Genomic DNA, 23,987 nt, shown 5'->3' with positions numbered 1-23,987 from the left:
CTTTACGCGGCCCCTGTGGGAGCGGGCTTGCCCGCGACGGGGCGCAAAGCGGCCCCTGTGGGAGCGGGCTTGCCCGCGACGGGGCGCAAAGCGGCCCCTGTGGGAGCGGGCTTGCCCGCGACGGGGCGCAAAGCGGCCCCAACTGCCAGGGCATCGGGGCAAGCCCGCGAATAGGCATTGCAGGTCAGCGGGCAGGCGTACGCAGGGTCACGAACTCCTCGGCCGCCGTCGGGTGCACGCCGATGGTCTCGTCGAACTGCTGCTTGGTCGCACCGGCCTTGAGGGCGATGCCCAGGCCCTGGATGATCTCGCCGGCGTCCGGCCCGACCATGTGGCATCCCAGGACCTTGTCGGTCTCGGCATCGACCACCAGCTTCATCAGGGTCTTCTCCTGGATGTCGGTCAGGGTCAGCTTCATCGGCCTGAAGCGGCTCTCGAAGATCTGCACCTTGTGCCCGGCCTCCAGCGCCTGCTCCTCGGTCAGGCCCACGGTGCCGATCGGCGGCTGGCTGAACACCGCGGTGGGGATGTTCTGGTAATCCACCGGGCGGTACTGCTCGGGCTTGAACAACCGGCGCGCCACGGCCATGCCTTCGGCCAGGGCCACCGGGGTGAGCTGGACACGGCCGATCACATCGCCGATGGCGAGAATCGATGGCTCGGTGGTCTGGTACTGCTCATCGACGCGGATGAAGCCGCGTGTGTCGAGCTCAACGCCGGTGTTCTCCAGGCCCAGGTCGTCGAGCATCGGGCGGCGGCCGGTGGCATAGAACACGCAGTCGGCGACCAGTTCGCGACCGTCCTTGAGAGTGGCTTTGAGGCTGCCATCGTCCTGCTGGTCGATGCGCTGGATGTCACTGTTGAACTGCAGGTCCAGGCCGCGCTTTTCCAGCTCTTCCTTCAGGTGGCTCCGCACCGAGCCGTCGAAGCCCCGCAGGAACAGGTCGCCGCGATACAGCAAGGTGGTACTGGCACCCAGCCCCTGGAAGATACCGGCGAACTCCACCGCGATGTAGCCGCCACCGACCACCAGGATGCGCCGTGGCAGCGCCTTGAGGTAGAAGGCCTCGTTGGAGGTGATCGCCAGTTCCTTGCCCGGGATGTCCGGCACCTGCGGCCAGCCGCCGGTGGCGATGAGGATGTGCTCGGCGTTATAGCGCTGGCCCTCGACTTCGACCTCATGGGCGCCGGTCAGGCGCGCATGGCCTCGCAGCAGGGTCACGCCGCTGTTGACCAGCAGGTTGCGGTAGATGCCATTGAGCCGCTCGATCTCGCGGTTCTTGTTGGCGATCAGCGTGCCCCAGTCGAAATGCCCCTCTTCCAGGGTCCAGCCGAAGCCTGCGGCCTGCTCGAGCTCGTCGGCCACATGGGCGCCGTAGACCAGCAGCTTCTTCGGCACGCAACCGACGTTGACACAGGTCCCTCCCAAGTAGCGGCTCTCGGCCACCGCCACCTTCGCGCCGAAGCCCGCAGCGAAGCGCGCCGCACGCACACCGCCGGAACCGGCGCCAATCACGAACAGATCAAAATCGTAGGCCACAATCCAGACTCCACAAAAAAAGCCACCCGAGGGTGGCTCTTTTTGTGGCGAGCTGCAAGCTTCACGCTGCAAGAAACGGCGGTCACACCGTCGCCCGCTCGCCGCTCATGGCTCGAGGCTCAATAAGCCTTGCCGGCCTTGTAGTAGTTCTCGAAGCAGAAGTTGGTCGCCTCGATGTAGCCTTCGGCGCCCCCGCAGTCGAAACGCTTGCCCTTGAACTTGTAGGCGATCACGCAACCGTTCTGCGCCTGCTGCATCAGGGCGTCGGTGATCTGGATCTCGCCACCCTTGCCCGGATCGGTGTTCTTGATGATGTCGAAGATGTCCGGGGTCAGGATGTAGCGGCCGATGATCGCCAGGTTGGACGGGGCATCTTCCGGCTTGGGTTTCTCGACCATGGTGTTCACCCGGTAGATGTCATCGCGGATCATCTCGCCGGAAATCACGCCGTACTTGTTGGTCTCCTGCGGATCGACCTCCTGGATGGCGACGATCGAGCAACGGAACTGATTGTACAGCTTGACCATCTGGGTCAGCACGCCGTCGCCTTCCGGGTTGACGCACAGGTCATCGGCCAGGACCACGGCGAAGGGCTCGTCGCCGATCAGCGGGCGGCCGGTGAGGATGGCATGGCCCAGGCCCTTCATTTCGGTCTGGCGGGTATAGGAGAACGAGCACTCCTCGATCAGGCGACGGATGCCGACCAGGTATTTTTCCTTGTCGGTGCCCTTGATCTGGGTCTCCAGCTCGTAGCTGATGTCGAAGTGGTCTTCCAGGGCGCGCTTGCCGCGGCCGGTGACGATGGAAATCTCGTTCAGGCCGGCATCCAGCGCCTCTTCGACGCCATACTGGATCAGCGGCTTGTTCACCACCGGCAGCATTTCCTTGGGCATGGCTTTGGTAGCGGGCAGGAAGCGGGTGCCGTAACCGGCTGCCGGGAACAAGCATTTCTTGATCATATACGTCCTTAAAACAAAGGCTGGGCCTGTGGAGTTCGGCGCAGTCTAATCAGGCGGCAGTCACCTTACAATGCCCCGCCCGTGGCCGACCGATGCCATGATAGAGGTAACCCAGTGTAGATAGTTCCGAGGGATCGTAAATATTGCGCCCATCGAACAGCACCGGCATGCGCATCAGGCCACGCACACGCGGGAAGTCCGGCTGACGGAACTGCTTCCACTCGGTCACCAGTACCAGGGCGTCGGCGCCTTCGACACAGGCATAGGGGTCGTGCGTCAGGTGCAGTTGGCCCGAGGCCAGGGCCTGCGGGTAGCGCGCGGCGACCCCTGGCAGCGCCGCCGGGTCGCAGGCCTGGACCTGTACGCCTGCTGCCAGCAGGGCATCCAGCAGCACCAGGCCGGGCGCCTCGCGCAGGTCGTCGGTCCCCGGCTTGAAGGCCAGCCCCCAGATCGCCACGTTGCGCCCGCGCAAAAAACCACCGAAGTGCTGCCGCAGGGCCTGGAACAGCATGGTCTTCTGCACATCGTTGCGCGCCTGCACGGCACGCAGGATGTCAGGCGGGTAGCCGGCCTGCTCGGCGCAGTGGATCAATGCCCGCACGTCCTTGGGGAAGCACGAACCACCGTAGCCGCAGCCGGCATAGATGAAGTGGCTGCCGATGCGCCGGTCGCTGCCGATACCCCGGCGTACCTGCTCGATGTCCACGTCCAGGCGCGCGCAGAGCCCGGCCAGTTCGTTGACCAGGGAGATCCTGGCGGCGAGGAAGGCATTGGCGGCGTACTTGCTGAATTCCGCGGCCCGCGGCGACATCACCAGCACCCGCTCGCGGTTACGCACGAAGGGTGCGTAGAGCCGCTGCAGGCACTGGCTGGCCTGCTCGCTGTCGCTGCCGATGATGATGCGGTCCGGGCGCATGAAGTCGTCGACGGCGCTGCCTTCCTTGAGGAACTCCGGGTTGCTCGCGACCTCCACGGCAAAGCGTGCGCCGCGCTCGCGCAGGCCGCTGGCGATGCGCTGGCCCACCCGCTCGGCGGTGCCCACGGGGACGGTCGACTTGTTCACCACCAGGCACGGCCGGGTGAGGTGGCGAGCGAGGCTGTCGGCCACCGCCAGCACATGCTGCAGATCCGCCGAACCATCTTCCTGGCTCGGTGTGCCGACAGCGATGAACACCACGTCGACCTTGGCCAAGGCCAACTCCCACTGCTCGGTGAAACTCAGCAGGCCAGCGCGCAGCCCGGCCTGCAGCAAGGCGTGCAGGCCGGGCTCGTAGATCGGGCACTGGCCCTGGCGCAACTGTGCCAGGCGCGCCGGATCGCGCTCCAGGCAGACCACGCGGTTGCCCATTTCGGCGAAGCACGCCGCCGTGACCAGCCCCACATACCCCGCCCCGATCACACAGAGTTCCATGGCCACGCTCCCTTGCGAAGATTGCAGCCATTGCACCCCAGGCGCCATTGCAGGGCTGTGACAACCTGGGGGCGGGGATGTGACAACGGTAGGGAACACCACCCAGACATCCAGGGCTGCAAAGCAGCCCCGTTGCCACGATCAGCCGCCAGTCCCCTGCCCGACCAGCACGCCATCGACCTTCTGCCCGTACAGGTTGACCCCGTCGTTGGCATGGAACTTCAGCCGCGTCTTCTCGATCGAGCCTTCCACCAGACGCGGATCCTGGGGCCGCTCATGGCGATTGATCCAGGCCGCCACGTCCCAGGCCTGCTGGTCGCTCAGGCTGCCAGGCCGCCCCAGGGGCATGTTGTGCTTGATGAAGGACGCCGCGGTGTTGATCCGGTGCATGCCGGCGCCCCAGTTGTAGGAGTCCTTGCCCCACAACGGCGGCATCACGTATTCACCGGCCACCTTCTGCCCCTCGCCCTGGTCGCCGTGACAGATCGCACACTGCTCACGGTAGACCTGCTGGCCCCGGGTGAAGTCATAGCCCCCCTTGGGCTGTGGCACTTCGGGGTAACCACGGCCCGGGCTCTCCACGCCGGTGGCTGCCTTGGTCGCCAGCCAGTAGGAGTACACGCTGAGGGCGGTCATCTGCGGGCTGTCGGCGGCCGGCGGCGTGCCGTTCATGCTGAACTGGAAGCAGCCCTGGATACGCTCGGCGTAGGTGTTGACCTTGTCGTTCTTCTTGCGATAGGCCGGGTACATCGGGTAGGCGCCCCACAGCGGCGCGGAATGGGCCAGGCGCCCCTGGTCGAGGTGGCAGTTGCTGCAGTTCATGCCGTTGCCCACCGCCTCGGGCATCAGCCGACGGGTATCGACGAACAGCGCATGGCCCTCGCGGACCATCTGGCCGAAGGCGTTGTCGGGCAGGTCGCTCTCCGCCGGCGGGGTGAACACCGGGGCCGCCTGGCTGCCGGGCACCTTGAGCTGGGACTGGTCCTCCATCGCGATGGGCGCCGCCTGGGCGCTGCCCAGGGCAATCAGCAACAGGGCTGGAAGCATCGGTTTCATGGCTTGACCTCCTGGCTGGCGGGCTGGGCGAAGAACGCGGCGATCGCCTTGACCTCCTCGTCGGTCATGGCCTTGGCCACGCCGACCATCAACTGATTGGGGTCGTTGCGACGGCTGCCGTCGCGCCAGGCGTCGAGTTGCGCCACCAGGTAGGCGGCCGGCTGCCCGGCCAGCGGCGGGAAGTGTTCGCCAACACCGCTGCCGCCTGGGCCGTGGCACTGCACACAGCCGGGTATCTGCCGGCTCCAGTCGCCGTACAGCGCCAGCCTGGACACAGGGTCCGTGGCCATCTGCTGGCGGCGCAGGTCAGGTGCGGGGTCGGCCGGCATACTGGCCAGGTAGGCGCTGACAGCCTTGATTTCCTCATCGCTCAATGCCTTGGCAAGCGGCTCCATGACCGCCTGCTTGCGGCTGCCCGCGCGGAAATCATCCAGTTGCTTGCTCAGGTATCCAGCCGGCAGGCCGGCCAGGCGCGGGAAGCCGGCGGCGGCGATGCCCTTGCCATCCGGGCCATGGCAGCCCAGGCAGGCCATGGCGGCGGGGTTCTGCCCGCCCTGGGTGAAGACTTTCTGGCCATCGACGGCATGCGCCGAAGGCCAGGCCAGGATCAGCAGGCTGCCGATCACGACACGACTCAACGGGTTCATCACGGGACGCTCCATTTCCTTGTTATAAGCTTAGGCTTAAACGATATAAGCCTGAAAATAGTAGGCCTATCGCCGGTGGGGAACAACGCCCACCGGACAAGGAGAATGGCAGTCCGCCTGCTAATCGCTCATTTGCTGAGCTGGATCAAGAACCGGAGATGCACTGGGTAGCCGCAGTACGCACGTCACCCAGGCGCAGGGGGAAGTTGTTCAGCCGCTCGTGCAGCTTGATGCTGCTGCCGCTGCCGCGTTTGTCGATATCCACCAGTGCCGCAGGGCCGGCACCAGCGGCCAGCTTCTGCGGCACGATCAGGCGCAGGCCGTCGCCACGCGGCTCCTCCACCAACGGATCACGGCTGTCGGCCAGCCTGGACTTGACGCAATCGGCATACTCACGCGGTGTCTTTCCGGAAATCACGTCGAGCGTTTCCCTCGACTGCTCCAGCTCCGAAACGCTGACACAACCACCCAACGCCAACGACACCGCCGCCACCACCCACTTCATTCGATCTACCCCTTGCATCACACAGACATCACACAGGAACCGTTGGACAACGGCCGGGCCGATTTGCTCCCGGCTTTGGCGGATTTATCCCCGTGCCGGCCATGGCAGGCGCAAGCGCACCCCGACATCGTGGTATCTTTCGTCTTTGCAAAACCGACCCTTGCGGAGCATCACATGAAATTCGTACACCAGCGCGAACACCTCAACGAGGACGACGTGGTCGTCATCGAGTGTTCCCAGCGCTGCAACATCCGCCTGATGAACGACGCCAATTTCCGCAGTTTCAAGAACGGCGGCCGGCACACCTACCACGGTGGCCACTTCGTGCGCTTCCCGGCCAAGATCACCGTGCCCAGCACCGGTTTCTGGAACATCACCATCGATACCGTGAGCCCACGGCCGATCTCGGTGACGCGCAAGCCGACCTTCACCCACAAGATCAAGATCATCCGTCGCTCGTCGTCGAAACTCGGATAAGGCCCGCCATGACCCAGACCATCAAATACGTCATCAAGTACAAGCTCGACGGCGAGCGCCGCTGGGACTTCGCCGTGATGCCCGACGCCTCCCACGAGCAGGCCCTGGAAGCGCTGCGCAAGATCCACGGCGAGGACGCCGAGAAGATCAGCGACATCCAGGTCAGCAAGGCCCTTTGACCGGCAACCCCCTTTGACAGGAGTAGCGCATGAGCACCTGGCCAGACCGCCGTATCCTCGATTTGCTGGGCATCCAACTGCCCATCCTGCAGGCCCCCATGGCCGGCGCCACCGGCTCGGCCATGGCCATCGCCGTGGGCAATGCCGGCGGGCTGGGCGCCCTGCCCTGTGCCATGCTCTCTGCCGAGCAGGTGCGTGGCGAGATCGAGGCCTTCCGCGCCAGTTGCCAGGGCCCGCTCAACCTGAATTTCTTCTGCCACCAGCCGCCAGCGCCCGATGCCGAGCGCGAGGCACGCTGGAAGCAGGCGCTCAAGCCGTACTACGAGGAGGTGGGCGCCGACTTCGACGCCCCGACCCCGGTATCCAACCGCGCGCCCTTCGATGAGCAGAGCTGCCAGCTGGTGGAGCAACTGCGCCCGGAGGTGGTGAGTTTCCATTTCGGCCTGCCCCGCGCCGACCTGCTGCAACGGGTCAAGGCCAGCGGCGCCAAGGTGCTGTCCAGCGCCACCACGGTAGAGGAAGCGGTATGGCTGGAGGCCAACGGCTGCGATGCGATCATCGCCATGGGTTATGAAGCCGGCGGCCACCGCGGCATGTTCCTCAGCGACGACATCACCAGCCAGATCGGCACCTTCGCCCTGGTGCCCCAGGTGGTGGACGCGGTGCGCCTGCCGGTGATCGCCGCCGGCGGTATCGGCGACCACCGTGGCCTGGTCGCCGCCCTGGCGCTCGGCGCCTCGGCGGTGCAGGTCGGCACCGCGTACCTGTTCTGCCCGCAGGCCAAGGTGTCGCCGGCGCACCGCCGCGCCCTGGACAGCGCGCCGGCCAGCGACACGGCGCTGACCAACCTGTTCACCGGCCGTCCTGCCCGGGGCATCAACAACCGCATCATGCGTGAGCTGGGGCCGATGAGCCCACTGGCACCGCACTTCCCCCTGGCTGGAGGGGCGCTGATGCCATTGCGGGCGATTCGCGACCCGCAGGGCAACAGCGACTTCAGCAACCTGTGGGCGGGCCAGGCGCTGCGCCTGGGGCGACAGCGGTCGGCTGGCGAGTTGACCCGGGAGATGGCTGACAAGGCGCTGGAACAGATGGGGCGCTGAGCACTGCCATGTGAGGCCGCTCGCGCCCCAAAGCCCTCTGCCGGGCACATGATTCGTGGGCACCGCCCCCTGTGGGCTTGCTCGCGAATGGGGCCCGTACTACCCACAAATCCCCTGCCCGCCCCTTCCCGATGGATGGCTTATCGCTATATATTCCGCCACATAACGAAAACCATCCCAAGGAGCTGTCCCCATGCGTATCCGCCTGTTCCACCTGGCCGCCAGTGCCCTGGCCAGCCTGGTCTCCCTCAACAGCGCCTGGGCCGATGAAGTCCAGGTGGCGGTCGCGGCGAACTTCACCGCGCCCATCCAGGCCATCGCCAAGGACTTCGAGAAAGACACCGGCCACAAGCTGGTCGCCGCCTACGGCGCCACTGGCCAGTTCTACGCACAGATCAAGAACGGCGCACCGTTCGAGGTATTCCTCGCCGCCGACGACACCACACCCGCCAAGCTGGAACAGGAAAAACAGATCGTCCCAGGCTCGCGCTTCACCTATGCCATCGGCACCCTGGCCCTGTGGTCGGCCAAGCCCGGCTATGTCGACGACAAGGGCGAGGTCCTGAAGAAAAACGAATACCGCCACCTGTCCATCGCCAACCCCAAGACCGCACCCTACGGCCTGGCGGCCACCCAGGTGCTGGACAAGCTGCAACTGACCGAAGCCACCAAGGCCAAGCTGGTCGAAGGTCAGAACATCACCCAGGCCTTCCAGTTCGTCTCCACCGGCAATGCCGAGCTGGGCTTCGTCGCCCTGTCGCAGATCTACAAGGATGGCAAGGTCCAGAGCGGTTCGGCCTGGATCGTCCCCGCCGAGCTGCACGAGCCGATCCGCCAGGATGCCGTGATCCTCGACAAGGGCAAGGACAACCCGGCCGCCAAGGCTCTGGTCGACTACCTCAAGGGCCCGAAAGCGGCCGCGCTGATCAAGTCCTACGGCTATGAAATCTGATGCCACTGGACGCCAGTGACCTGGGCGCGATCTGGCTGACCATCAAGCTGGCCAGCCTGACCACCCTGATCCTGCTGATAGTGGGCACGCCCATCGCCTGGTGGCTGGCCCGCACGCGCTCCTGGCTGCGCGGGCCGATCGGTGCGGTGGTAGCCCTGCCGCTGGTGCTGCCGCCGACGGTGATCGGCTTCTACCTGCTGATCGCCCTCGGCCCCCATGGCTGGATCGGCCAGGCCACCCAGGCCATGGGCCTGGGCAGCGTGGTGTTCAGTTTCACGGGGCTGGTGATCGGCTCGGTGGTCTACTCCATGCCGTTCGTGGTGCAACCCCTGCAGAACGCCTTCGGCGCCATCGGCCAGCGTCCACTGGAGGTGGCCGCCACCCTGCGCGCCAGCCCCTGGGACACCTTCGTTCACGTGGTGCTGCCGCTGGCCCGACCGGGCTTCGTCACCGCCAGTATCCTGGGCTTCGCCCACACCGTGGGGGAGTTCGGCGTGGTGCTGATGATCGGTGGCAACATCCCCGACAAGACCCGCGTGGTCTCGGTGCAGATCTTCGATCACGTCGAGGCCATGGCCTATCCGCAAGCACACTGGCTGGCCGGCGCCATGCTGGTGTTCTCCTTCCTGGTGTTGCTCATGCTCTATGCTGGCCGCCGCGGCAAGGCTGGCTGGAGCTGACATGCCTTCATCGATACTGGCGCGCCTGAAGCTGGCGCGCGGCGATTTCACCCTGGATGTCGACCTGCACCTGCCTGGCCGCGGGATCAGTGCGCTGTTCGGCCATTCGGGCTCGGGCAAGACCTCCTGCCTGCGCTGCCTGGCCGGGCTGGAGCGTGCCGCCAGCGCCTACATCGAAGTCAACGGCGAGGTCTGGGAAGACAGCGCCTGCGGCTATTTCCTGGCACCGCACAAACGCCCGGTGGGCTATGTGTTCCAAGAGGCCAGCCTGTTCCCGCACCTGTCGGTGCGTGGCAACCTGACCTTCGGCTGGCGGCGGATCGCGCCCCATGAACGCAAGGTCAGCCTGGAGCAGGCCTGCGAGCTGCTGGGGATCGGCCACTTGCTCGAGCGCAGGCCGGCCACCCTCTCCGGGGGCGAGGCGCAGCGGGTCGGCATTGCCCGGGCGCTGCTCAGCAGCCCTCGGCTGCTGCTGATGGACGAACCCCTGGCCGCCCTCGATGCTCCCCGCAAACGCGAGATCCTGCCTTACCTGGAGCGCCTGCACGACGAACTGGACATCCCCCTGGTGTACGTCAGCCATGCCCAGGACGAGGTCGCCCGCCTGGCCGACCACCTGGTACTGCTGGAACAGGGCCAGGCCACGGCCAGCGGGCCGATCGGCCAGACCCTGGCCCGCCTCGACCTGCCCCTGGCCCAAGGCGAGGATGCCGGCGTGGTGCTCGAAGGCGTGGTCGTCGGCCATGACCCGCACTACGAACTGTTCGACCTGCGCCTGCCGGGCAACGACGGTCCTGTGCTGCGCATCGCCCATCCTGCCCAGGTGGTGGGCAGTACCCTCAGGCTCAAGGTGCAGGCCCGCGACGTCAGCCTGGCACTTACCGCCGACGGCGCCTCGAGCATCCTCAACCGGCTGCCGGTACGGGTCCGTGAATGCCGCCCGGCAGACAACCCGGCCCATGTCATGGTGAGCCTGGACGCCGCCGGCAATGCCCTGCTTGCACGTATCACCCGCTACTCGGCGGACCAGCTCGGCCTGCACCCGGGCCAGGCACTGTGGGCGCAGATCAAGTCGGTGGCGCTGTTGGGCTGAGCATCGACCGAACGCGCGTTATCCATTGTTTCAGCCACTGGCCGATGGACACCGCCGATGCCCGACGGCCCACTGCTCGCGAACCAGCACGCTGTCGACGATCCCCATCCCGGCCTGAAGATGCTCATGGGCAGCGCCACAATAGCGCTCGATCGCTGCATTTTCTGCAGGCGCTGGACATATAAACGATCATTGAGCCCGACTATTTACGCTATCAAGCAGAGAAATTTCCCATATGGACGCAAGCACCCTATCCTTGCCACCGAGCACCTTCGCCGATTGACTGCCTCGAGCCTTGGTCGGCGCCTGCGACTAAAGACAGGCAACAGAATTTGTCTGCAGGGGAATTACTCTGCGCCGAAAGCGTCTTTAATGAGAAGGAAGAGGGACAAGCTCCCACCGCCACGGCACCTGGCCGTGCGGATTTCATCATCACCAAGGAGAACTACATGCTGATACTCACCCGCAAGGTTGGCGAAAGCATCGTCATCGACGATGACATCAAAGTCACCATTCTGGGAGTCAAAGGGATGCAAGTGAGGATCGGCATCGATGCGCCAAAGGATGTCCAGGTCCATCGCGAAGAGATCTTCAAGCGCATCCAGGCCGGCAATCCGGCACCGGAGAAAAACGACGACCAGCACTGACCTTCCTTAAAGTCTCGAGCCGCACGGATGCGCTTGACCGACGCCCCACCCGCCCCGGCGGGCCACCTTTCAGGTGCCCAGCAGTTCGCGCACCTTGGCGATCATCCTGTCCATGTCGAAGGGCTTGTCGAATACCGCGGCGAACAGCTCCGGGCAGATGCGGCCCTGGCTGGCTTGCGCGCCACTCATGAGAATCACCGGCAAGTCCGGCAACTGCAACTCCTCGCGAATCGCCCTGACCAGCTCCTCGCCATTGAGCACCGGCATCATGTAGTCGGTGATCACCAGCTCCACCCGCTTGTCCTTGAGCGCGTCCAGTGCCTTGCGGCCGTTGCTGGCCTTCTCGACGAGAAACCCCTCATCCTCCAGGGCGAACCCGAGGATGTCGGCTATCAGGTACTCGTCGTCGACGATCAGGATGGTGTTCATCGCGCTATCCCATCAGTCGCCCCCTTGGGGCACCGCCGTGCCGGAAAGCACGCCGCTGGCGCCCTCGAAGGCCTTGCGCAGGGTGATGCCCTGCGGGCCCAGGCACAGCTCGTGCAGGGCCGGATCATGGTGGCTGTCGCGCACCTTGAGGATCGAGACCATGCGCCTGAGTTGCGAATCCAGCTCGACGAAGCGCATCAACAGCAGGTTGTCGACGATGCTCGACAGGTCCGGCGCCGGGGCCGTGATTTCCGAGCCGAAGATATCGCGCATTTCCCACGTCAACAGGACACTGACATCGCGGGCGCGCAACTCGCCGGTCAATGCCCGGAAGAACGCATTGAGCCGCGCCGGATCGACCGCCAGCCGGCTGAAGGCGCCCAGGCTGTCGATCACCACGCGCTGGGCCCCCAGCGCCTGGACCCGTTCGAGCAAGCGGGCACCGACCTGGTCCAGCAGCCCTTCGGTGGTCGGCTGCCAGCACAGCTCGAGGTCGCCCTGGCGCTCCAGCATGGCAATGTCATGGCCCAGCGCAGTGGCCTTCAGGCGCAGCCGCGCCGGGGTTTCGTAGAAGCCGAAGTGCAAGCCGCGCGCCTCGTGGCTGGAGGCGGCGAGAAAGGCCAGCCCCAAGGAGGTCTTGCCGATGCCCGAAGGCCCCATGACCAGGCTGACCGAACCCTTGCCCACGCCACCGCCGAGCATCTCGTCCAGGGCCGTGATGCCAGTGGTGACCCGGCTGAAGGTTTCCGACCCCATCTGGCTCGGGTGGCTGTACAAGGCCTCCAGGCGCGGGTAGACCTGCAAGCCGGCCTCGCTGATCAGGCACTCGTGCAGGCCTGACAACGCGCCGCTGCCACGCGTCTTGCGCAGCTGGATCTGGCGCACGGCGCGGCTGCCCACCAGGTGCTCGCCCAGCTCGATCACCCCATCGACCATGGTGTGCTCCGGGCTGCCCTCCTGCACCCGTGCACTGGTCAGCAACAGCACCGTGCACCCGGCGAACGCCGCATGCCCCTGCAGCTCGGAAACGAACTTCTTGGTGTCGAGGCTGGTTTCGGCCCGTACCCTTGCATTGAGCAGGCCGTCGACGATGAGCAGGCTGGCCTGCTGCCGGGCGATCTCCTGGCGCAACAGCCTGACCACGGCATCGAGCCCTTCCTGCTCCAGGGTGTCGAAGGCACTGACGAACTGGATCGGGTCGCCGACCAGCGCCGGATCGAAGAACGCCAGGGTCGACAGGTACTGGAACAACCGCTCGTGAGACTCGCTGAGCAAGGTCGCCACCAGCACCCGCCCACCGTCCCGCACATGGCCGCAGGCCAGCTGGTTGGCCAGGATGGTCTTGCCTGCTCCCGGCGGGCCTTGGACGATATAGGAGGCGCCCGCCACCAGCCCCCCCTTGAGCAGGGTATCGAGCCCTTCGATTCCCGTCGCCAGCCGCTTGAGTGGTTCTGCCATGTTGTCTACTCGTTGTGATCGGGGTCGGGGGCGCCTGGGCAAGCCGGCAGGTAGAGGCTCATGCTCGTCCCCTCGCCCACCTGGCTGGCCACGCAGATGGCGCCATTGCTCTGCCTGGCGAAACCATAGGCCTGGCTGAGCCCCAGGCCGGTACCCTTGCCGAACGCCTTGGTGGTGAAGAACGGCTCGAAGATGCGCGGCAACACCTCTGGCGCTATGCCCTGGCCGGTGTCGTGCACATCGAAACGCACGAAACGCCCTTGCAATCCTTCCACCTCGCCCGCCAGCTCCACACAGCCCACCTCCAGGCGGATACGCCCCTGGCCTTCGATGGCATCGCGGGCATTGAACAGCAGGTTGAGCAGGACCATCTGCAACTGCCCGGCATCCACTTCGATCAGCGGCAGGTCCGGCTCCACCCGATCCTCCAGTTCGATGTCACTGGCCAGGGCATGCTCCAGAAGACCACGGGTGGAGTCGATCAGTTCAGCCGGAGCGATGCGCGTGACGCTCATTTGCCGGTTGCGGGCGAAGGTCAGCAGTTGCCGGGTCAGCTGGGTGCCGCGCTGGCCGGCATCGAGGATGTGCTGGAGCAGGCGCTGCACCCGTTGCGAATCCTGGCTGCCCAGGGCCAGGCGGGCGGAACTGAGGATGATGGTCAGCAGGTTGTTGAAGTCGTGGGCCAGCCCGCCGGTCAACTGGCCCAGGGCCTCGAGCTTCTGCGCCTGGAACAACTGGACGCGGATGGCATCGAGTTGCAGCATCGATTCGCGGCGGTCGGTGATGTCGCGGGTGACCTTGGCCAGGCCGATGATCCGCCCAGCCTCGTCGCGAATCACATCCAGCGCAGCCAGGGCCCAGAACTGCGTGCCATCCTTGCGTACCCGCCAGCCTTCATCCTGGGCCATCCCCTGCTCCAGGGCCTGGCGCAGCAAATATTCGGGACGCCCGTCGGCACGATCCTGGGGCGTGAAGAACAATGAGAAATGCTGGCCGATCACTTCATCGGCACGGTAGCCCTTGATCCGCTCGGCACCGGCATTCCAGGACACCACGGTACCTGTGGGATCGATCATGTAGATGGCGTAGTCCAACACCGACTGGACCAGCCGTTCGTAGAGGTTGGTGGGGATTTCCGGCTGGTTGGGGCGGTCGGCTGAAACCATGCAAGCTCCACGGGCACCGCAGGGGACATATTGATTGAGCGTAGTGTATGGGTACCGATACAGGATAGACAGCTGCGCGCAGGCCTGATCATGCGGCAAGCCCATTGCAGGCTCACCGCCCGGTTTGCATGAGACGTTCGTCAGCTTTCCCGCTCGACCACCTGAGGGCTGAGCCGCCGCGGCAGCGCCACCTTCAGCAGCCACAGGCAAACCAGCATGATCGCGCCCCCTCCCCCGAGGGCCATCAGCCGTTGCGCCTCCGGGCGCGGCTCGTCGAAGCCCAGCATCAGCAGGTAACCGCCCAAGGCCATCAGGCTCAGATAGAGGAAAATCGCCAACAGATAGACCTGGAGGAACAACAAGCGCCAGAACAGCTTCGGCCGGACGATACGCGCAGGGGTGGAGGACGGCGTGGCCGAAGGCATGATTGCGTACCCATTGGATCCAATGACGTAACAGTGGCCCAGTGACAGCAAGGTGTCAACGGACATATCCAATCCCTGCCCATATCCGCCTGGAAGACGCGGTGTGGTTGACTCGGCTATAACGATGGGTTATAAAGCGCGCTTGATTGCCAGGCCCTTCTGCCCTGAAGCGCGCCGGTCGCCACGACCCTTTCAAGCGTGCGAGTGTGGTGGAATTGGTATACACAGCAGACTTAAAATCTGTCGGCGTCAGCCTTGCGGGTTCGAGTCCCGCCACTCGCACCATCTTCTTTCGAAAGGCGCCCTCGCGGCGCCTTTCTTCCATCCGGCGCAAATCGAAGCGGCTGCTAAAGTGGAACATGTCCCCGTCCACTGGAACCTCGCCATGCGCTACTCCTTGTTCGAAGGTCAACGCGACCTGATCATCCTGATCGCCCGCGTCCTGCTGATGATCCTGTTCATCATGTCCGGCTGGAGCAAGCTCACCGGCTTCGAAGGCACGGTCGGCTACATGACGTCGCTGGGCGCCCCCGTCCCGATGCTGGCAGCGGCGATCGCCGTGATCATGGAGTTCGCCGTCGGCATCCTGCTGATCCTGGGCTTCTATACCCGCCCGCTGGCGTTTCTGTTCGCGCTGTTCGTGGTGGGCACGGCGCTGCTCGGCCACCCCTTCTGGAACATGGTCGACCCCGAGCGCAGCGCCAACATGACCCAGTTCTTCAAGAACCTGAGTATCGTTGGCGGCCTGCTGTTGCTGGCCCTGACCGGCGCCGGACGCTTCTCGCTCGATCGCCGTTGACGCCTGGCCGGACGCGCCTCGCGGTGAGGCTACCTGCAAAGAGGCCTGCGTATCGCAGGCCTCAATTGTCGTCGACCTCGTCGTGCCAGGCCGGGTGGTCCTCATCGTCGAAATCATCCAGCAGCGCTTCGTCTTCCTCGGCTTCATCCAAGGCACCTTGGGCATCGGCCTCCGGGTCGAAGTCGTCGTAGAGGAATTCATGATCGAGCAGATGATCGTGCTCGGGTTCGGGAAGGTCGTCTTCGTCGTGCATACCTGGCTCCTGAGGTTAGCGCCCGCCTGTATAGGGCGATCCGAGCGCCAGGTCAATCGCTCGTGCTTAACGCTGGCTTAACCCCCTGCCAGCTAGCCTGGATGCTCTCCCTTCAAACGTCCTTGCCCGCCCCATGGCGGGCTCTTTTTTGCGCCCTCCTATCGCATCAGCCGTGGACAAGCCCATCATTGCGGCATTTCGACAGACTCTGGACATGCTCTTCACGAATTTCTGACATCATCCCGAGCACAATGCACAGGCTTCGTACGTTCTTTCAACCCGCCTCTGATGGCGGGTTTTCTTTGCCTGCCACAAAGATCGCCTTTACAGGCCAAAAAATGTGACGCAGCGCACAGTTTCAGGCATTGCCTTAAACTTTTCCGCGCTGTTCTCGTCTCTTACCCAGGATTGTCAGGCCGCCGCAATGGCATTCCGGCAGCATTTTAACCTGCTGCACAGGCGGGTACTCTGCGGCGCTGAATCCACTTTTTCCTCCCAAGGATGGATCCATGAGGCCTCTAATGCTTTTGGCCGCTTCGGCAAGCCTGTTCGCTACCCTCCCTGCCTGGGCAGACTCCCGCCAGGCCGAACGCGTCTGGACACAGGAGCCAAGTTCGTTCCTGGGCGTCGATTTGCAAGGCGATTTCCTGCAGCAGGTCGCAGAATGCCCAACCGACGAAACCCGCCCCACCGAGCCCTGCCGGGTAGCGACCGCCGACCCGAGCCGCTTTGAAATCCACGGCCTGCCCTACCTACCCATTTCGCCAGGCTACAACCTCGTCGCCACCCTGGCAGACGGACAGGTGCGCGAGCTGGTCTTCAGCGGCAATGCCAACAGCCTCCACCTGGTCACGGACATGCTGACCGAACGCTTCGGTGAGCCTGCCGAGCGCAATAGCCAGTGGGTCAAGATGAAGTCCGGGGCGTCGTATCTGACGGAGGTGATGAAGTGGAACGGAGACAAGGTGGCGATCAGCTTCCAGCGGCAGGAAAACGACCTGGGCAAGTATGCCGTGACCTTCTCTACCCTTCCTACGGAACTGGCCACCAGCACTGAGGCGCCGGCGGCTGATGTGGTTGAGGCGGATGTTTCTAAGCTTTGAGAAGTGAAAGGGTGGCGGTCATGAGGCCGCCTTCCACTCACTCCTGCATAAAGACGGCGGCGTCGCGGTCGCGTGTTATCTACCTCATCAATTGATCGGACTGATACCAGTTGGGGTGCTGCTGATCCCATAGCCTGGTGGCGGCGCGAGTACGCGTCAGTGCTTGTCGATACTTGCTGCAACTGAGCGTTTGCTTCCAGCCAGCACAAGGTGTAGCCATCGTCGCTAGCCAGAGCGCCGGTATCGGCAGGTCATTGGGTTTCCCTACAGAAAAGGCTCCTACGTGCCCAGCCATCGCACAGCCATACCGCTGCCTCGCGATGGAAGATTTTTTTACTCATCCCGTCGCTTGACTTCAATGGATCAGGTACCATCCAGAGCCATGGCAAAAGGCCATCGACAGCCACTTCCAGGCTGTCTTGACTATAAAAATATTTAACAGAATGTTTAGCATTTATAAGCGGGGAGCCAATGGAAGATATCAGTCGCAGATCGATAGAAAATCTTGAAAAAGAACTTTACGAAAAGATGTCGGGAACATTCACAGACGATCAAATCGACTTCATTAAAGACTTAATTCGAATAGAGTTAATGAAGCGAGACCGGGAAAAAATCGAAAACCTTGTTGGCTAACGCTCTTCCACCTGCCCTACGACTACAGCACATATTCGAAGCTAACCGAATACAGACTCATGGATCACGCCCGCGTTATCGGGCGTTTTCTTTTTAATGCCCGCGCCGTCGCGTAGAAGAATAGCCCTGCGTTATCCGGGTAAATGGTCATCCTTTTCTCCATGTGAAAAAGCCCACGCTCGATAGGCGGTATAAACAGGCATCCACTGCACGACGAAAGGCAGGGTTGCCCCATGTACAATACCGACCCTTTTTAGCGGGCATGTACAAAAAACCATTTTCACATCAACGAATGTTGGTGTGTTTAGTTTTGGCGATTAGAAACTCGGTAACGTCGCGACTGAACACCCAAAGGCCATTGCTGTAGACTCCTGATCCTACTCTGCCCACAGGAGCCTCAATGTCACAGCAAGAAAGCACCAGCCCCACCTGGTGGACCGTTGGTCTTTTCACACTCATCTTTTCCGTGGCTTCGTCACTCATCACGGCAACTGTCAAATTCGTAGAGATCAAGGGCGACCTATCTGTATCAACTAACAAGGTCCAAGCGCTTGAAAAATCGAATGCACAGCTACGTGGCTACATCGAGCAATGGAGGACCGCGAACGATCGACTGCAAGCTCAGCTGGGCGCTACAAGCAGCAGGCTGCATGCATTAGAGAACGACCGATGCATCCCCCTCAGGGATGAAGTGAACGATATTAGCCACACCATCCAGAACGCAGAGAAGTGGGGTTACTCGCTCTCCCGAATCGCAGCGCTACGTGAACTCAGTCACGAATATCAGGAAACTCTCAGGGCGTGTTACGGCAGCAAGACCTGAGACGCCTAGTCCAGCCGCACGATCTTGGGCGCGGCGCCTTTGGCTCGGTGCAATAGGATTGAGGGAATGCAACGCAGATCGATCTGTTCGAAGCGCGCGCGCAGCCCTCCTCCTACAACTACTCAAGCCCGCCGACGATTCCGGAAGGCACCAACGATCAGCAACACAGCGCCAGGAATCAGCAACCCTGCAGCTGTCCAGCCGAACGCGGGCTGGCCGGCGGCACCAACCGCAGCGAAAGCGGCGCCAATGGCAATCATTGGTGCGCCAGCGATATAGAACGGGGTTTTGGCAGCCTTGCTCATATCGATTCTCCTGTGGGGCAGCCATTTAACCATACATGCCACCACTGGCGGCGCGGAAAGACTCTGCTCGAGCGCCAAAAGCTGCTGGGCACCGCCATTAAGGAGGAGATCACGACGCGTGTTTACCGCCGCGTCGGAGCGATCGCCAAGCCCTCGAAAGGCTGACGTTTCGGAACTCCTAGCCTTTGGTTTCAGAACTCCTGCCTTTTCCAGCCCACAACGAAAAAACCCGTAGACCTAGATCTACGGGGTTTTGAAGAGTGGAGGCCGAGGTCGGAATCGAACCGGCGTAGACGGATTTGCAATCCGAACCGTATTTCTTTGAATTTCAGTAACTTACGAGATTATCAGTTCCGCATGAAAGCATTTCTAGCTCGGCTGCAGCCCTTTAAAATCAAGGGGTGCGGAAGAGGTTGCGGAACCGATTTTCGTCCCTCCTCCGGCGTTCTGCCAACCCAAATCCCCACTCAATGAAGCGTTTCAGAAGGCCCGCCCAAGGCACGCAACTGGTAGTCCGTCACGACCTGGAAAAGCGACTCGGCCAGCAAGCGTAGGCGCTCGATCTCCTCCGGCGCCGCACCAGCATCCTCGGCCTGGTGATACTGCCGCAGAGCATCGACCGCCTGCTGTATCAGCGGCTCGCCGGCGAGGATCATTCCTTCTAGGGTGCGCTTCACCGCCTGGCTCCTGTCACTTGGTCAACGCATTATAGGCCGCCTCGCAGGCCAGGCCGGCTATTCGAGCTCTGTCATACGCCTTCGCCAGCTCTCCCGCTCGTTCATCAGCCCGTGCGAGCAGGTCGGAGAGCACCATGGCGGCGCGGGTGGCTGCTTGGCCTCGGGCGATAGCACCGGTATCCGTGGCGGGGCAACCGACGGTGGCGGCAAGCTTGGCTGCGTCATCGCGCATCCGCTGGCCAGCAGCATCGGCGCCAGCACCACCAGCATCAGCCACTTGGCTTTCCTGTCTTGCATGGGCTCTCCCCTCCTCCTGCGCCTCGGCGCGTCGTTGTTCTTCTTCCCGGGCGCTACGTTCGCCAAGCACCTCAGCCAGGCGATCGCCACTGTCCCGCTGTGCTGATGCCTGGGCGGCCTGGGCCAGCTCCACTGAACGACCGTGCTCGTATGCTCCCCAATGGGAGGCCAGCAGTACCAGCACTGCCACGCCAACTGTTGCCCAGGGGTTCATGCCAGGGCCCGCCGCACACCCTCATCGATCACCGTGGCCTTGTACGGGTTGCCACCGTTCTCATGGATGATGATGCTCTCGACGAAAACCCGCAGTGTGGCTGGGTCCTTGATGTTGATCGGGGCGGTGGTGCGCACGCCCAGGCGCTTGGCCACGGCCGAGGCGTAGGCCTGGGTGTCGTTCTCGTTCGCCGGCGCCCAGCGATTGATGGTCTCCAGCACCGTGTCGATGCCCTTCCCGCCCACGCCGGGCATGCCGTCCTTGCCGCGATAGTTGATCAGCAGCTTGCCCAGGGCGCGGATGCCGTTCTCGGGCGTGTCGAACCGGGCGAATCGTGGCTTGGCCACACCCATCTCCAGGCCGAGCTGGCCCTGCCAAGCGTTGCGGGGGTTGAAGTCGATGTTGCCGGGATTGTTGTTGCGGATACCGCGAGCGGTCATAGGTTTTCTCCAGGCAAAAAAATACCGCCAGGCGGCGGTCGGTGGGTTCGGGGCGGATCAGGCCGGCAGCGCGGGCCAGTCGATCTCTGCGGGGTAGCCTGGCTGGTCAGGCAGGCGGTTCAGGGCGACTCGATAACGTTTCCAGGCTTTCAGTGAGTCGGCCTCGACCTCAGTGGCTTCATCGAGGTCGACGGCATCCTGGAGCGGGGCGATGGCTTCGTCAGCGGCCTTGCGCAGCCTGGCGATCTCCGCCTGCACATCCGCGAGCAGACTGGCTGCCGCCTGCGCGGCCTTCATTTCTGCCGTGACCATCTTCGACCAATCAATATTGCTCATCTGCGTTCGCCTCGCCGTCTTGCTGTGGATCGTCGTCCATCGGGTCTTCCATCGAACCATCGTCGACGGGAGCCTCCTGCTCCTGCTCGGGGATCACGGGCACCGGAATCTCAGGGGCTGGAATGGGAGCAGCGTCATGAACCGGCAACCCCAGGGGGCCGTCGTCCTGCAGAATGATCGGTTCGGGGAACCTGGTCTCCTTCGGTGCGTTGGCCCCATGCGGGAGGACCAGGGTCAGGTGCAGTTCACCATCGATGCGTTCCACCGGGCCCGCGAACCAGGTTGAGTCGATTGCCTCCCGAGGGAGGGTTGCCCCGTCTGGAAGCGGGCTGAAGTCGAACTCCTGGCCATTCAGGTAAAGCACGTCGCCCTCGCGGTCGACGACGAGCTCTTCGTCCAGGCGAACTGGGGAAAGATTGATGCGCATTATGACCATCTCCCTACAGCAACGGCGTCAAAAAAGTTTCCAGAAGCATCAGCGGCAACGAAGGCGCCAACGGAAAGCGCGGCAAGAACGGCTGACGACACGTTTCTTGAGTACGCCCCAACAGTCGTGATTTGCTTTTGCGTGGGGAGCGTTGAGGACACTAGGTTTACCGAAACAGTTGGAACTTGTACAAATGGCATCGGATAAGTCCAGGTCACATTAAGGTTTGATGCATTCACAAAGTTGAACGCTCGCGCCCAAAGACGGCAGATAAGAGCGCCGTTTGCGTACTTGAAGTATTCCCCGTTTGCGTTGCTGCCGTACTCCATCTGCGGGATAAAATCATTGTCCTGGTTACTGCGGATATAAGTAACGCCGCTGGTGAAGTGAGTAAGCACTTGGTTGGCCGCGTTACCCGAGTTGAGGGAGTTGTGCGTGACGGAGTAAGGGCCAGCCGGCAATCCCTTGTGGGTGCCAACAATGTCAATACGGTACAGCCCCGTGGGCAGCGTGTAGCTGTCCAGCTGCGCCGTGGTCAGCTGCATCCCGGAGAGAGCCCCCAACCCGAAATCACCAACCTTAAGGATCTTGCCGGCTGTGCTGTCCAGAGCAGACCTGGTGATCATGCCGGTATCCATACGCTCCTTCCACGGCCCCCACGTCCCTTGGTTCCGCGTCCGGGTGAACATCCGGTTGTACAGGTCCGCGTTGTTGGTCTGTACCGTGATGACAGTCTGAGCAGTGTAACCCGATGCTCCAGCCGAATACCCTTCGACCAGCAGCAACCCGGAGGCACCCGACAGCGGCGTGTTGGCAGCAGTATTGCTGAACCGATAGATACCTCCATCAGTGGCGACGTCGAGATCGGTGATGTTGGGCCCGATGGTGCCGATGCCGTAGCTGCCGAGAGCAGTAGTCAGCTTCGAATCCACCATGCTCTCGTTAGCGCACTCCTCCCATGGCCCCCAACTGCTGGACCACATTGCCCGGATCCAACATCTACGATAGTTGCCGGTCACGGACGTCAAAGGATAGGCCCGTTGCTTGTGCCCGGAGACACCGGAGCCGCCAGGGATGTGCTCGATTACATGGTTAACAGCGAGCGGGAGACCGGACGCCGTGGCGTCGGCAGACGAGATCGCCAAGAAGTTCGAGACCCGGTTAGCGTCAACCGTTGCCATGGGGACCACGGAAATCGAGGTCACCCCTAAGCCATAAGAGGCCAGGACAGATGCCAGCGTGCTAGTCACGTACGCTTCCGAGGACACGATAACCCAGTCACCCCACGTCGGATTCGCAGGGGTCGTCGAAGCCCCGGTGCAATGGCGGAACGCTGTCCTGTTGGTACCGGGGTTGTGAAGAACCTGGGTGGCCTGGAACTGCGAAGAGTCGCTCTGCCGGATCTGCAGTTCGATGGTGTTCGAAGTGTTCCAGCCGGCGGGCATGCCGGTATTCCCTCCCAGCGTCCGGTAGACGCCCGCGCCGACGTTGGAGCAGTCGTTGATCGACGTGTTGGGCCAGTTGGGCTGCTGCGATACCCCTAGGCCGAACGCAGCAACTACCGAAGCAATCACCGCGTTCGCGGCTTCGACGTCCAGCACTTCTTTCCAGTCGGACCAGGTACCGCCGAACTGCTGCCGATGGAACATCCGGTGCTTGTTCGCGGCAACGGAGGTCAGGGGGAATGCAATCTGCCCCGACGCATTGCCGTTGGACGAACCCGAGATATGGATGATCGACCAAGCGATCGATGGAATCTGAGGCGGGCCGTTGACGCCACCAGAGGCCGCAGTCGACAGCAGGTAGAATCCACTGGCCGTCGGCGAGTTTGCGTCAGCAATCGTGACACCAACACCGCCCGTGCCGCCGATTCGCTCGTACAGTTCGGTGAAGTTCGCGTTCGTCTTCTGGAATGCCGTGCGCGCGTCATCGCCATCCAGGCCGGACGGCGCCGTACCCAGGTTGATATCTTGCTTGGCCATCAGGCCTCCTATTTAGAATCCGGTAACGTCTACGATCATCAAAGTGGGGGGCTGCATTGCTGGAGAGGATGCCGGTGGCGCCACTCCCGCACCGCCGGTTGGCCTTGACGAGATCGGCAACTCGCCAACCCCAGCGCTGGAAGGGCCAATGCTCACGCCGTACGACATTTGAACCCAGTACGGGATGCCAGCCAGGGCGGCACCAGTACCGCGCTTTGGGAAACTACCAATTCCAGCTGCATAGTTTCTGGTAGTGCTGGGCCACGCCCGAGTGGTACCGGACGCAGCACCGCGCACGATGTCCGACACCCTTAGAAACTTGCAATCGGAATCGAAGGTTAGGATCCCTGCCGAATCGAAGAGCTGAAGGCCAGAAGTCGAAGGGGTGATGGTTTGATCAGCAAATCCATAGATTTTGATCGTTCCCTCTGCTGAGCATTTGAACCGCCATGTCGTGCCTACCCGTGTCCACAACCCGATGAACATCGAGGTGTCGGAGTAGAAGAACAAAGATTTGACCGAGGTCGGGATTGTAATATCGAAGTAGTAATTGGCGCTGACGAAAGGCCCGGTGTTGCTTACAAACGGGCCGCTGAACGTGGCTTGATAGGCCAAGGTCGCCACTCTTGTCTCCGAATCAATCTGGAACACGCCATCATCAAACCAAACCGTCATGCCTGCTGGCATCAGAACGTTCCTGCTGAGATGTTGACAGCACGTCGCGGAACGCTAGCGCCGCCCATCGGGTTGGTGAAATCGACAAATGACCAAGTCACCGTCGTACCGCTGATACTGACGTTGGGATAGGCATAGAGGGTGGCCAGCGTAAGATCCGCCGAGTTGTCTTCGACGAACACAAACGGCTCACCACCATCCGCGAGCCCAGCAACAGTTCTACTTCCATTGGCCGTACCGCTCGACCAGGTCTCATGGATACGGCCGATGCGAGACGTAAGGTCCAACATCAGCAC

30 protein-coding genes and 1 tRNA gene are annotated in these 23,987 nt (G+C 62.8%); 11 read left to right on the top strand and 20 right to left on the bottom strand.

What is annotated here, in order from left to right:
* Window positions 1–184: 184 nt before the first annotated feature.
* The 6 genes from gorA to WCE05_RS10920 form a co-directional block, all read right to left on the bottom strand.
* Entirely contained in the window at window positions 185–1,540 is a 1,356-nt protein-coding gene (gene gorA, locus WCE05_RS10945) for a glutathione-disulfide reductase (RefSeq protein ID WP_368815910.1), read from the bottom strand.
* A 119-nt stretch (window positions 1,541–1,659) separates the two neighbouring features.
* The gene (gene galU / locus WCE05_RS10940; RefSeq protein WP_253081190.1) at window positions 1,660–2,499 is read right to left on the bottom strand and encodes a UTP--glucose-1-phosphate uridylyltransferase GalU; all 840 of its coding nucleotides are present in this window, start codon (window positions 2,497–2,499) and stop codon (window positions 1,660–1,662) included.
* 49 nt (window positions 2,500–2,548) lie between these two features.
* Window positions 2,549–3,910 carry a UDP-glucose/GDP-mannose dehydrogenase family protein gene (locus WCE05_RS10935; RefSeq protein WP_253103281.1) on the bottom strand — a complete coding sequence of 454 codons (1,362 nt, stop codon included), beginning with the start codon at window positions 3,908–3,910 and terminating at the stop codon, window positions 2,549–2,551.
* 141 nt (window positions 3,911–4,051) lie between these two features.
* Complete coding sequence (locus WCE05_RS10930; RefSeq protein WP_225790738.1) at window positions 4,052–4,966, bottom strand: c-type cytochrome; 915 nt, start codon at window positions 4,964–4,966, stop codon at window positions 4,052–4,054.
* The gene (locus tag WCE05_RS10925; protein WP_225790739.1) at window positions 4,963–5,613 is read right to left on the bottom strand and encodes a cytochrome c; all 651 of its coding nucleotides are present in this window, start codon (window positions 5,611–5,613) and stop codon (window positions 4,963–4,965) included. Before WCE05_RS10925 ends, WCE05_RS10930 begins: the two co-directional genes overlap by 4 nt.
* Before the next feature lie 145 nt (window positions 5,614–5,758).
* Window positions 5,759–6,118, bottom strand: coding sequence for a hypothetical protein (locus tag WCE05_RS10920; protein WP_225790740.1), 360 nt, complete (start codon window positions 6,116–6,118; stop codon window positions 5,759–5,761).
* A gap of 174 nt (window positions 6,119–6,292) precedes the next feature.
* On the opposite strand from WCE05_RS10920, the gene WCE05_RS10915 reads away from it, so the two are divergent.
* From WCE05_RS10915 to csrA, 7 genes are all read left to right on the top strand, one after another.
* The gene (locus tag WCE05_RS10915; RefSeq protein ID WP_225790741.1) at window positions 6,293–6,595 is read left to right on the top strand and encodes a DUF1883 domain-containing protein; all 303 of its coding nucleotides are present in this window, start codon (window positions 6,293–6,295) and stop codon (window positions 6,593–6,595) included.
* An 8-nt stretch (window positions 6,596–6,603) separates the two neighbouring features.
* Window positions 6,604–6,774, top strand: a complete 171-nt coding sequence (locus tag WCE05_RS10910) for a hypothetical protein (protein ID WP_225790742.1) — start codon at window positions 6,604–6,606, stop codon at window positions 6,772–6,774.
* A 29-nt stretch (window positions 6,775–6,803) separates the two neighbouring features.
* Window positions 6,804–7,877: a nitronate monooxygenase family protein gene (locus WCE05_RS10905; RefSeq protein WP_253091425.1), complete on the top strand. Its 1,074-nt coding sequence runs from the start codon at window positions 6,804–6,806 to the stop codon at window positions 7,875–7,877.
* Between the two features lie 193 nt (window positions 7,878–8,070).
* Complete coding sequence (gene modA, locus WCE05_RS10900) at window positions 8,071–8,829, top strand: molybdate ABC transporter substrate-binding protein (protein WP_225790744.1); 759 nt, start codon at window positions 8,071–8,073, stop codon at window positions 8,827–8,829.
* Window positions 8,829–9,509 carry a molybdate ABC transporter permease subunit gene (gene modB, locus WCE05_RS10895; RefSeq protein ID WP_225790745.1) on the top strand — a complete coding sequence of 227 codons (681 nt, stop codon included), beginning with the start codon at window positions 8,829–8,831 and terminating at the stop codon, window positions 9,507–9,509. The genes modA and modB overlap by 1 nt, the downstream gene beginning before the upstream one ends.
* A gap of 1 nt (window position 9,510) precedes the next feature.
* On the top strand, window positions 9,511–10,602 hold the full coding sequence (gene modC, locus WCE05_RS10890) for a molybdenum ABC transporter ATP-binding protein (protein ID WP_368815909.1): 1,092 nt from the start codon (window positions 9,511–9,513) through the stop codon (window positions 10,600–10,602).
* Between the two features lie 449 nt (window positions 10,603–11,051).
* Entirely contained in the window at window positions 11,052–11,249 is a 198-nt protein-coding gene (gene csrA, locus WCE05_RS10885) for a carbon storage regulator CsrA (RefSeq protein WP_043211735.1), read from the top strand.
* A gap of 69 nt (window positions 11,250–11,318) precedes the next feature.
* Here csrA and WCE05_RS10880 read toward each other — a convergent pair whose 3' ends face one another.
* From WCE05_RS10880 to WCE05_RS10865, 4 genes are all read right to left on the bottom strand, one after another.
* Window positions 11,319–11,678 (bottom strand): response regulator, encoded by a 360-nt coding sequence (locus tag WCE05_RS10880; RefSeq protein WP_225790747.1) that lies wholly within the window; start codon window positions 11,676–11,678, stop codon window positions 11,319–11,321.
* Window positions 11,679–11,690: 12 nt separating this feature from the next.
* Window positions 11,691–13,136 carry an ATPase domain-containing protein gene (locus WCE05_RS10875; protein WP_253081185.1) on the bottom strand — a complete coding sequence of 482 codons (1,446 nt, stop codon included), beginning with the start codon at window positions 13,134–13,136 and terminating at the stop codon, window positions 11,691–11,693.
* A 5-nt stretch (window positions 13,137–13,141) separates the two neighbouring features.
* The gene (locus tag WCE05_RS10870; protein WP_225790749.1) at window positions 13,142–14,302 is read right to left on the bottom strand and encodes a nitrogen regulation protein NR(II); all 1,161 of its coding nucleotides are present in this window, start codon (window positions 14,300–14,302) and stop codon (window positions 13,142–13,144) included.
* Between the two features lie 140 nt (window positions 14,303–14,442).
* Window positions 14,443–14,727 (bottom strand): hypothetical protein, encoded by a 285-nt coding sequence (locus WCE05_RS10865; RefSeq protein WP_225790777.1) that lies wholly within the window; start codon window positions 14,725–14,727, stop codon window positions 14,443–14,445.
* 200 nt (window positions 14,728–14,927) lie between these two features.
* Here WCE05_RS10865 and WCE05_RS10860 point away from each other — a divergent pair.
* Together WCE05_RS10860 and WCE05_RS10855 are read left to right on the top strand one after the other, a co-directional pair.
* Window positions 14,928–15,012, top strand: a tRNA-Leu gene (locus WCE05_RS10860).
* A gap of 100 nt (window positions 15,013–15,112) precedes the next feature.
* Window positions 15,113–15,526, top strand: coding sequence for a DoxX family protein (locus WCE05_RS10855; protein WP_368815908.1), 414 nt, complete (start codon window positions 15,113–15,115; stop codon window positions 15,524–15,526).
* Between the two features lie 61 nt (window positions 15,527–15,587).
* On the opposite strand, the gene WCE05_RS10850 is transcribed toward WCE05_RS10855, so the two are convergent.
* Entirely contained in the window at window positions 15,588–15,779 is a 192-nt protein-coding gene (locus tag WCE05_RS10850) for a hypothetical protein (RefSeq protein WP_253081183.1), read from the bottom strand.
* Between the two features lie 521 nt (window positions 15,780–16,300).
* Between WCE05_RS10850 and WCE05_RS10845 the strand changes: the two genes are divergently transcribed.
* Together WCE05_RS10845 and WCE05_RS10840 are read left to right on the top strand one after the other, a co-directional pair.
* Window positions 16,301–16,882: a hypothetical protein gene (locus WCE05_RS10845; protein WP_368815907.1), complete on the top strand. Its 582-nt coding sequence runs from the start codon at window positions 16,301–16,303 to the stop codon at window positions 16,880–16,882.
* Window positions 16,883–17,915: 1,033 nt separating this feature from the next.
* Window positions 17,916–18,338, top strand: a complete 423-nt coding sequence (locus WCE05_RS10840; protein WP_225790753.1) for a hypothetical protein — start codon at window positions 17,916–17,918, stop codon at window positions 18,336–18,338.
* Window positions 18,339–18,460: 122 nt separating this feature from the next.
* Here WCE05_RS10840 and WCE05_RS10835 read toward each other — a convergent pair whose 3' ends face one another.
* From WCE05_RS10835 to WCE05_RS10795, 9 genes are all read right to left on the bottom strand, one after another.
* Window positions 18,461–18,643: a hypothetical protein gene (locus tag WCE05_RS10835; RefSeq protein ID WP_225790754.1), complete on the bottom strand. Its 183-nt coding sequence runs from the start codon at window positions 18,641–18,643 to the stop codon at window positions 18,461–18,463.
* Between the two features lie 467 nt (window positions 18,644–19,110).
* The gene (locus tag WCE05_RS10830; RefSeq protein ID WP_253080884.1) at window positions 19,111–19,299 is read right to left on the bottom strand and encodes a hypothetical protein; all 189 of its coding nucleotides are present in this window, start codon (window positions 19,297–19,299) and stop codon (window positions 19,111–19,113) included.
* A 34-nt stretch (window positions 19,300–19,333) separates the two neighbouring features.
* Entirely contained in the window at window positions 19,334–19,831 is a 498-nt protein-coding gene (locus WCE05_RS10825; RefSeq protein ID WP_368815906.1) for a DUF2514 domain-containing protein, read from the bottom strand.
* Entirely contained in the window at window positions 19,828–20,271 is a 444-nt protein-coding gene (locus tag WCE05_RS10820) for a structural protein P5 (RefSeq protein ID WP_368815905.1), read from the bottom strand. Before WCE05_RS10820 ends, WCE05_RS10825 begins: the two co-directional genes overlap by 4 nt.
* Window positions 20,272–20,328: 57 nt before the next feature.
* Window positions 20,329–20,607, bottom strand: a complete 279-nt coding sequence (locus tag WCE05_RS10815) for a tail fiber assembly protein (protein ID WP_368815904.1) — start codon at window positions 20,605–20,607, stop codon at window positions 20,329–20,331.
* The gene (locus WCE05_RS10810) at window positions 20,594–21,034 is read right to left on the bottom strand and encodes a hypothetical protein (protein ID WP_368815903.1); all 441 of its coding nucleotides are present in this window, start codon (window positions 21,032–21,034) and stop codon (window positions 20,594–20,596) included. The genes WCE05_RS10815 and WCE05_RS10810 overlap by 14 nt, the downstream gene beginning before the upstream one ends.
* Window positions 21,034–23,016 (bottom strand): pyocin knob domain-containing protein, encoded by a 1,983-nt coding sequence (locus WCE05_RS10805; protein WP_368815902.1) that lies wholly within the window; start codon window positions 23,014–23,016, stop codon window positions 21,034–21,036. The genes WCE05_RS10810 and WCE05_RS10805 overlap by 1 nt, the downstream gene beginning before the upstream one ends.
* A gap of 12 nt (window positions 23,017–23,028) precedes the next feature.
* Window positions 23,029–23,703 carry a hypothetical protein gene (locus tag WCE05_RS10800; RefSeq protein WP_368815901.1) on the bottom strand — a complete coding sequence of 225 codons (675 nt, stop codon included), beginning with the start codon at window positions 23,701–23,703 and terminating at the stop codon, window positions 23,029–23,031.
* Window positions 23,703–23,987: a hypothetical protein gene (locus tag WCE05_RS10795; RefSeq protein WP_368815900.1), complete on the bottom strand. Its 285-nt coding sequence runs from the start codon at window positions 23,985–23,987 to the stop codon at window positions 23,703–23,705. The genes WCE05_RS10800 and WCE05_RS10795 overlap by 1 nt, the downstream gene beginning before the upstream one ends.

The organism is Pseudomonas sp. I2, assembly GCF_040984075.1.
GTDB lineage: Bacteria > Pseudomonadota > Gammaproteobacteria > Pseudomonadales > Pseudomonadaceae > Aquipseudomonas > Aquipseudomonas guariconensis_B.
This window is presented reverse-complemented; position numbering and strand designations above follow the sequence as displayed.

What these genes read in the sequence shown, in the direction of transcription:
- galU (WP_253081190.1), bottom strand. Translation starts at nt 2,499, where the DNA reads ATGATCAAGAAATGCTTGTTCCCGGCAGCCGGTTACGGCACCCGCTTC.
- WCE05_RS10935 (WP_253103281.1), bottom strand. Translation starts at nt 3,910, where the DNA reads ATGGAACTCTGTGTGATCGGGGCGGGGTATGTGGGGCTGGTCACGGCG.
- WCE05_RS10930 (WP_225790738.1), bottom strand. Translation starts at nt 4,966, where the DNA reads ATGAAACCGATGCTTCCAGCCCTGTTGCTGATTGCCCTGGGCAGCGCC.
- WCE05_RS10925 (WP_225790739.1), bottom strand. Translation starts at nt 5,613, where the DNA reads ATGAACCCGTTGAGTCGTGTCGTGATCGGCAGCCTGCTGATCCTGGCC.
- WCE05_RS10920 (WP_225790740.1), bottom strand. Translation starts at nt 6,118, where the DNA reads ATGAAGTGGGTGGTGGCGGCGGTGTCGTTGGCGTTGGGTGGTTGTGTC.
- WCE05_RS10915 (WP_225790741.1), top strand. Translation starts at nt 6,293, where the DNA reads ATGAAATTCGTACACCAGCGCGAACACCTCAACGAGGACGACGTGGTC.
- WCE05_RS10910 (WP_225790742.1), top strand. Translation starts at nt 6,604, where the DNA reads ATGACCCAGACCATCAAATACGTCATCAAGTACAAGCTCGACGGCGAG.
- WCE05_RS10905 (WP_253091425.1), top strand. Translation starts at nt 6,804, where the DNA reads ATGAGCACCTGGCCAGACCGCCGTATCCTCGATTTGCTGGGCATCCAA.
- modA (WP_225790744.1), top strand. Translation starts at nt 8,071, where the DNA reads ATGCGTATCCGCCTGTTCCACCTGGCCGCCAGTGCCCTGGCCAGCCTG.
- modB (WP_225790745.1), top strand. Translation starts at nt 8,829, where the DNA reads ATGCCACTGGACGCCAGTGACCTGGGCGCGATCTGGCTGACCATCAAG.
- modC (WP_368815909.1), top strand. Translation starts at nt 9,511, where the DNA reads ATGCCTTCATCGATACTGGCGCGCCTGAAGCTGGCGCGCGGCGATTTC.
- csrA (WP_043211735.1), top strand. Translation starts at nt 11,052, where the DNA reads ATGCTGATACTCACCCGCAAGGTTGGCGAAAGCATCGTCATCGACGAT.
- WCE05_RS10880 (WP_225790747.1), bottom strand. Translation starts at nt 11,678, where the DNA reads ATGAACACCATCCTGATCGTCGACGACGAGTACCTGATAGCCGACATC.
- WCE05_RS10875 (WP_253081185.1), bottom strand. Translation starts at nt 13,136, where the DNA reads ATGGCAGAACCACTCAAGCGGCTGGCGACGGGAATCGAAGGGCTCGAT.
- WCE05_RS10870 (WP_225790749.1), bottom strand. Translation starts at nt 14,302, where the DNA reads ATGGTTTCAGCCGACCGCCCCAACCAGCCGGAAATCCCCACCAACCTC.
- WCE05_RS10865 (WP_225790777.1), bottom strand. Translation starts at nt 14,727, where the DNA reads ATGCCTTCGGCCACGCCGTCCTCCACCCCTGCGCGTATCGTCCGGCCG.
- WCE05_RS10855 (WP_368815908.1), top strand. Translation starts at nt 15,113, where the DNA reads ATGCGCTACTCCTTGTTCGAAGGTCAACGCGACCTGATCATCCTGATC.
- WCE05_RS10850 (WP_253081183.1), bottom strand. Translation starts at nt 15,779, where the DNA reads ATGCACGACGAAGACGACCTTCCCGAACCCGAGCACGATCATCTGCTC.
- WCE05_RS10845 (WP_368815907.1), top strand. Translation starts at nt 16,301, where the DNA reads ATGCTTTTGGCCGCTTCGGCAAGCCTGTTCGCTACCCTCCCTGCCTGG.
- WCE05_RS10840 (WP_225790753.1), top strand. Translation starts at nt 17,916, where the DNA reads ATGTCACAGCAAGAAAGCACCAGCCCCACCTGGTGGACCGTTGGTCTT.
- WCE05_RS10835 (WP_225790754.1), bottom strand. Translation starts at nt 18,643, where the DNA reads ATGAGCAAGGCTGCCAAAACCCCGTTCTATATCGCTGGCGCACCAATG.
- WCE05_RS10830 (WP_253080884.1), bottom strand. Translation starts at nt 19,299, where the DNA reads ATGATCCTCGCCGGCGAGCCGCTGATACAGCAGGCGGTCGATGCTCTG.
- WCE05_RS10825 (WP_368815906.1), bottom strand. Translation starts at nt 19,831, where the DNA reads ATGAACCCCTGGGCAACAGTTGGCGTGGCAGTGCTGGTACTGCTGGCC.
- WCE05_RS10820 (WP_368815905.1), bottom strand. Translation starts at nt 20,271, where the DNA reads ATGACCGCTCGCGGTATCCGCAACAACAATCCCGGCAACATCGACTTC.
- WCE05_RS10815 (WP_368815904.1), bottom strand. Translation starts at nt 20,607, where the DNA reads ATGAGCAATATTGATTGGTCGAAGATGGTCACGGCAGAAATGAAGGCC.
- WCE05_RS10810 (WP_368815903.1), bottom strand. Translation starts at nt 21,034, where the DNA reads ATGCGCATCAATCTTTCCCCAGTTCGCCTGGACGAAGAGCTCGTCGTC.
- WCE05_RS10805 (WP_368815902.1), bottom strand. Translation starts at nt 23,016, where the DNA reads ATGGCCAAGCAAGATATCAACCTGGGTACGGCGCCGTCCGGCCTGGAT.
- WCE05_RS10800 (WP_368815901.1), bottom strand. Translation starts at nt 23,703, where the DNA reads ATGCCAGCAGGCATGACGGTTTGGTTTGATGATGGCGTGTTCCAGATT.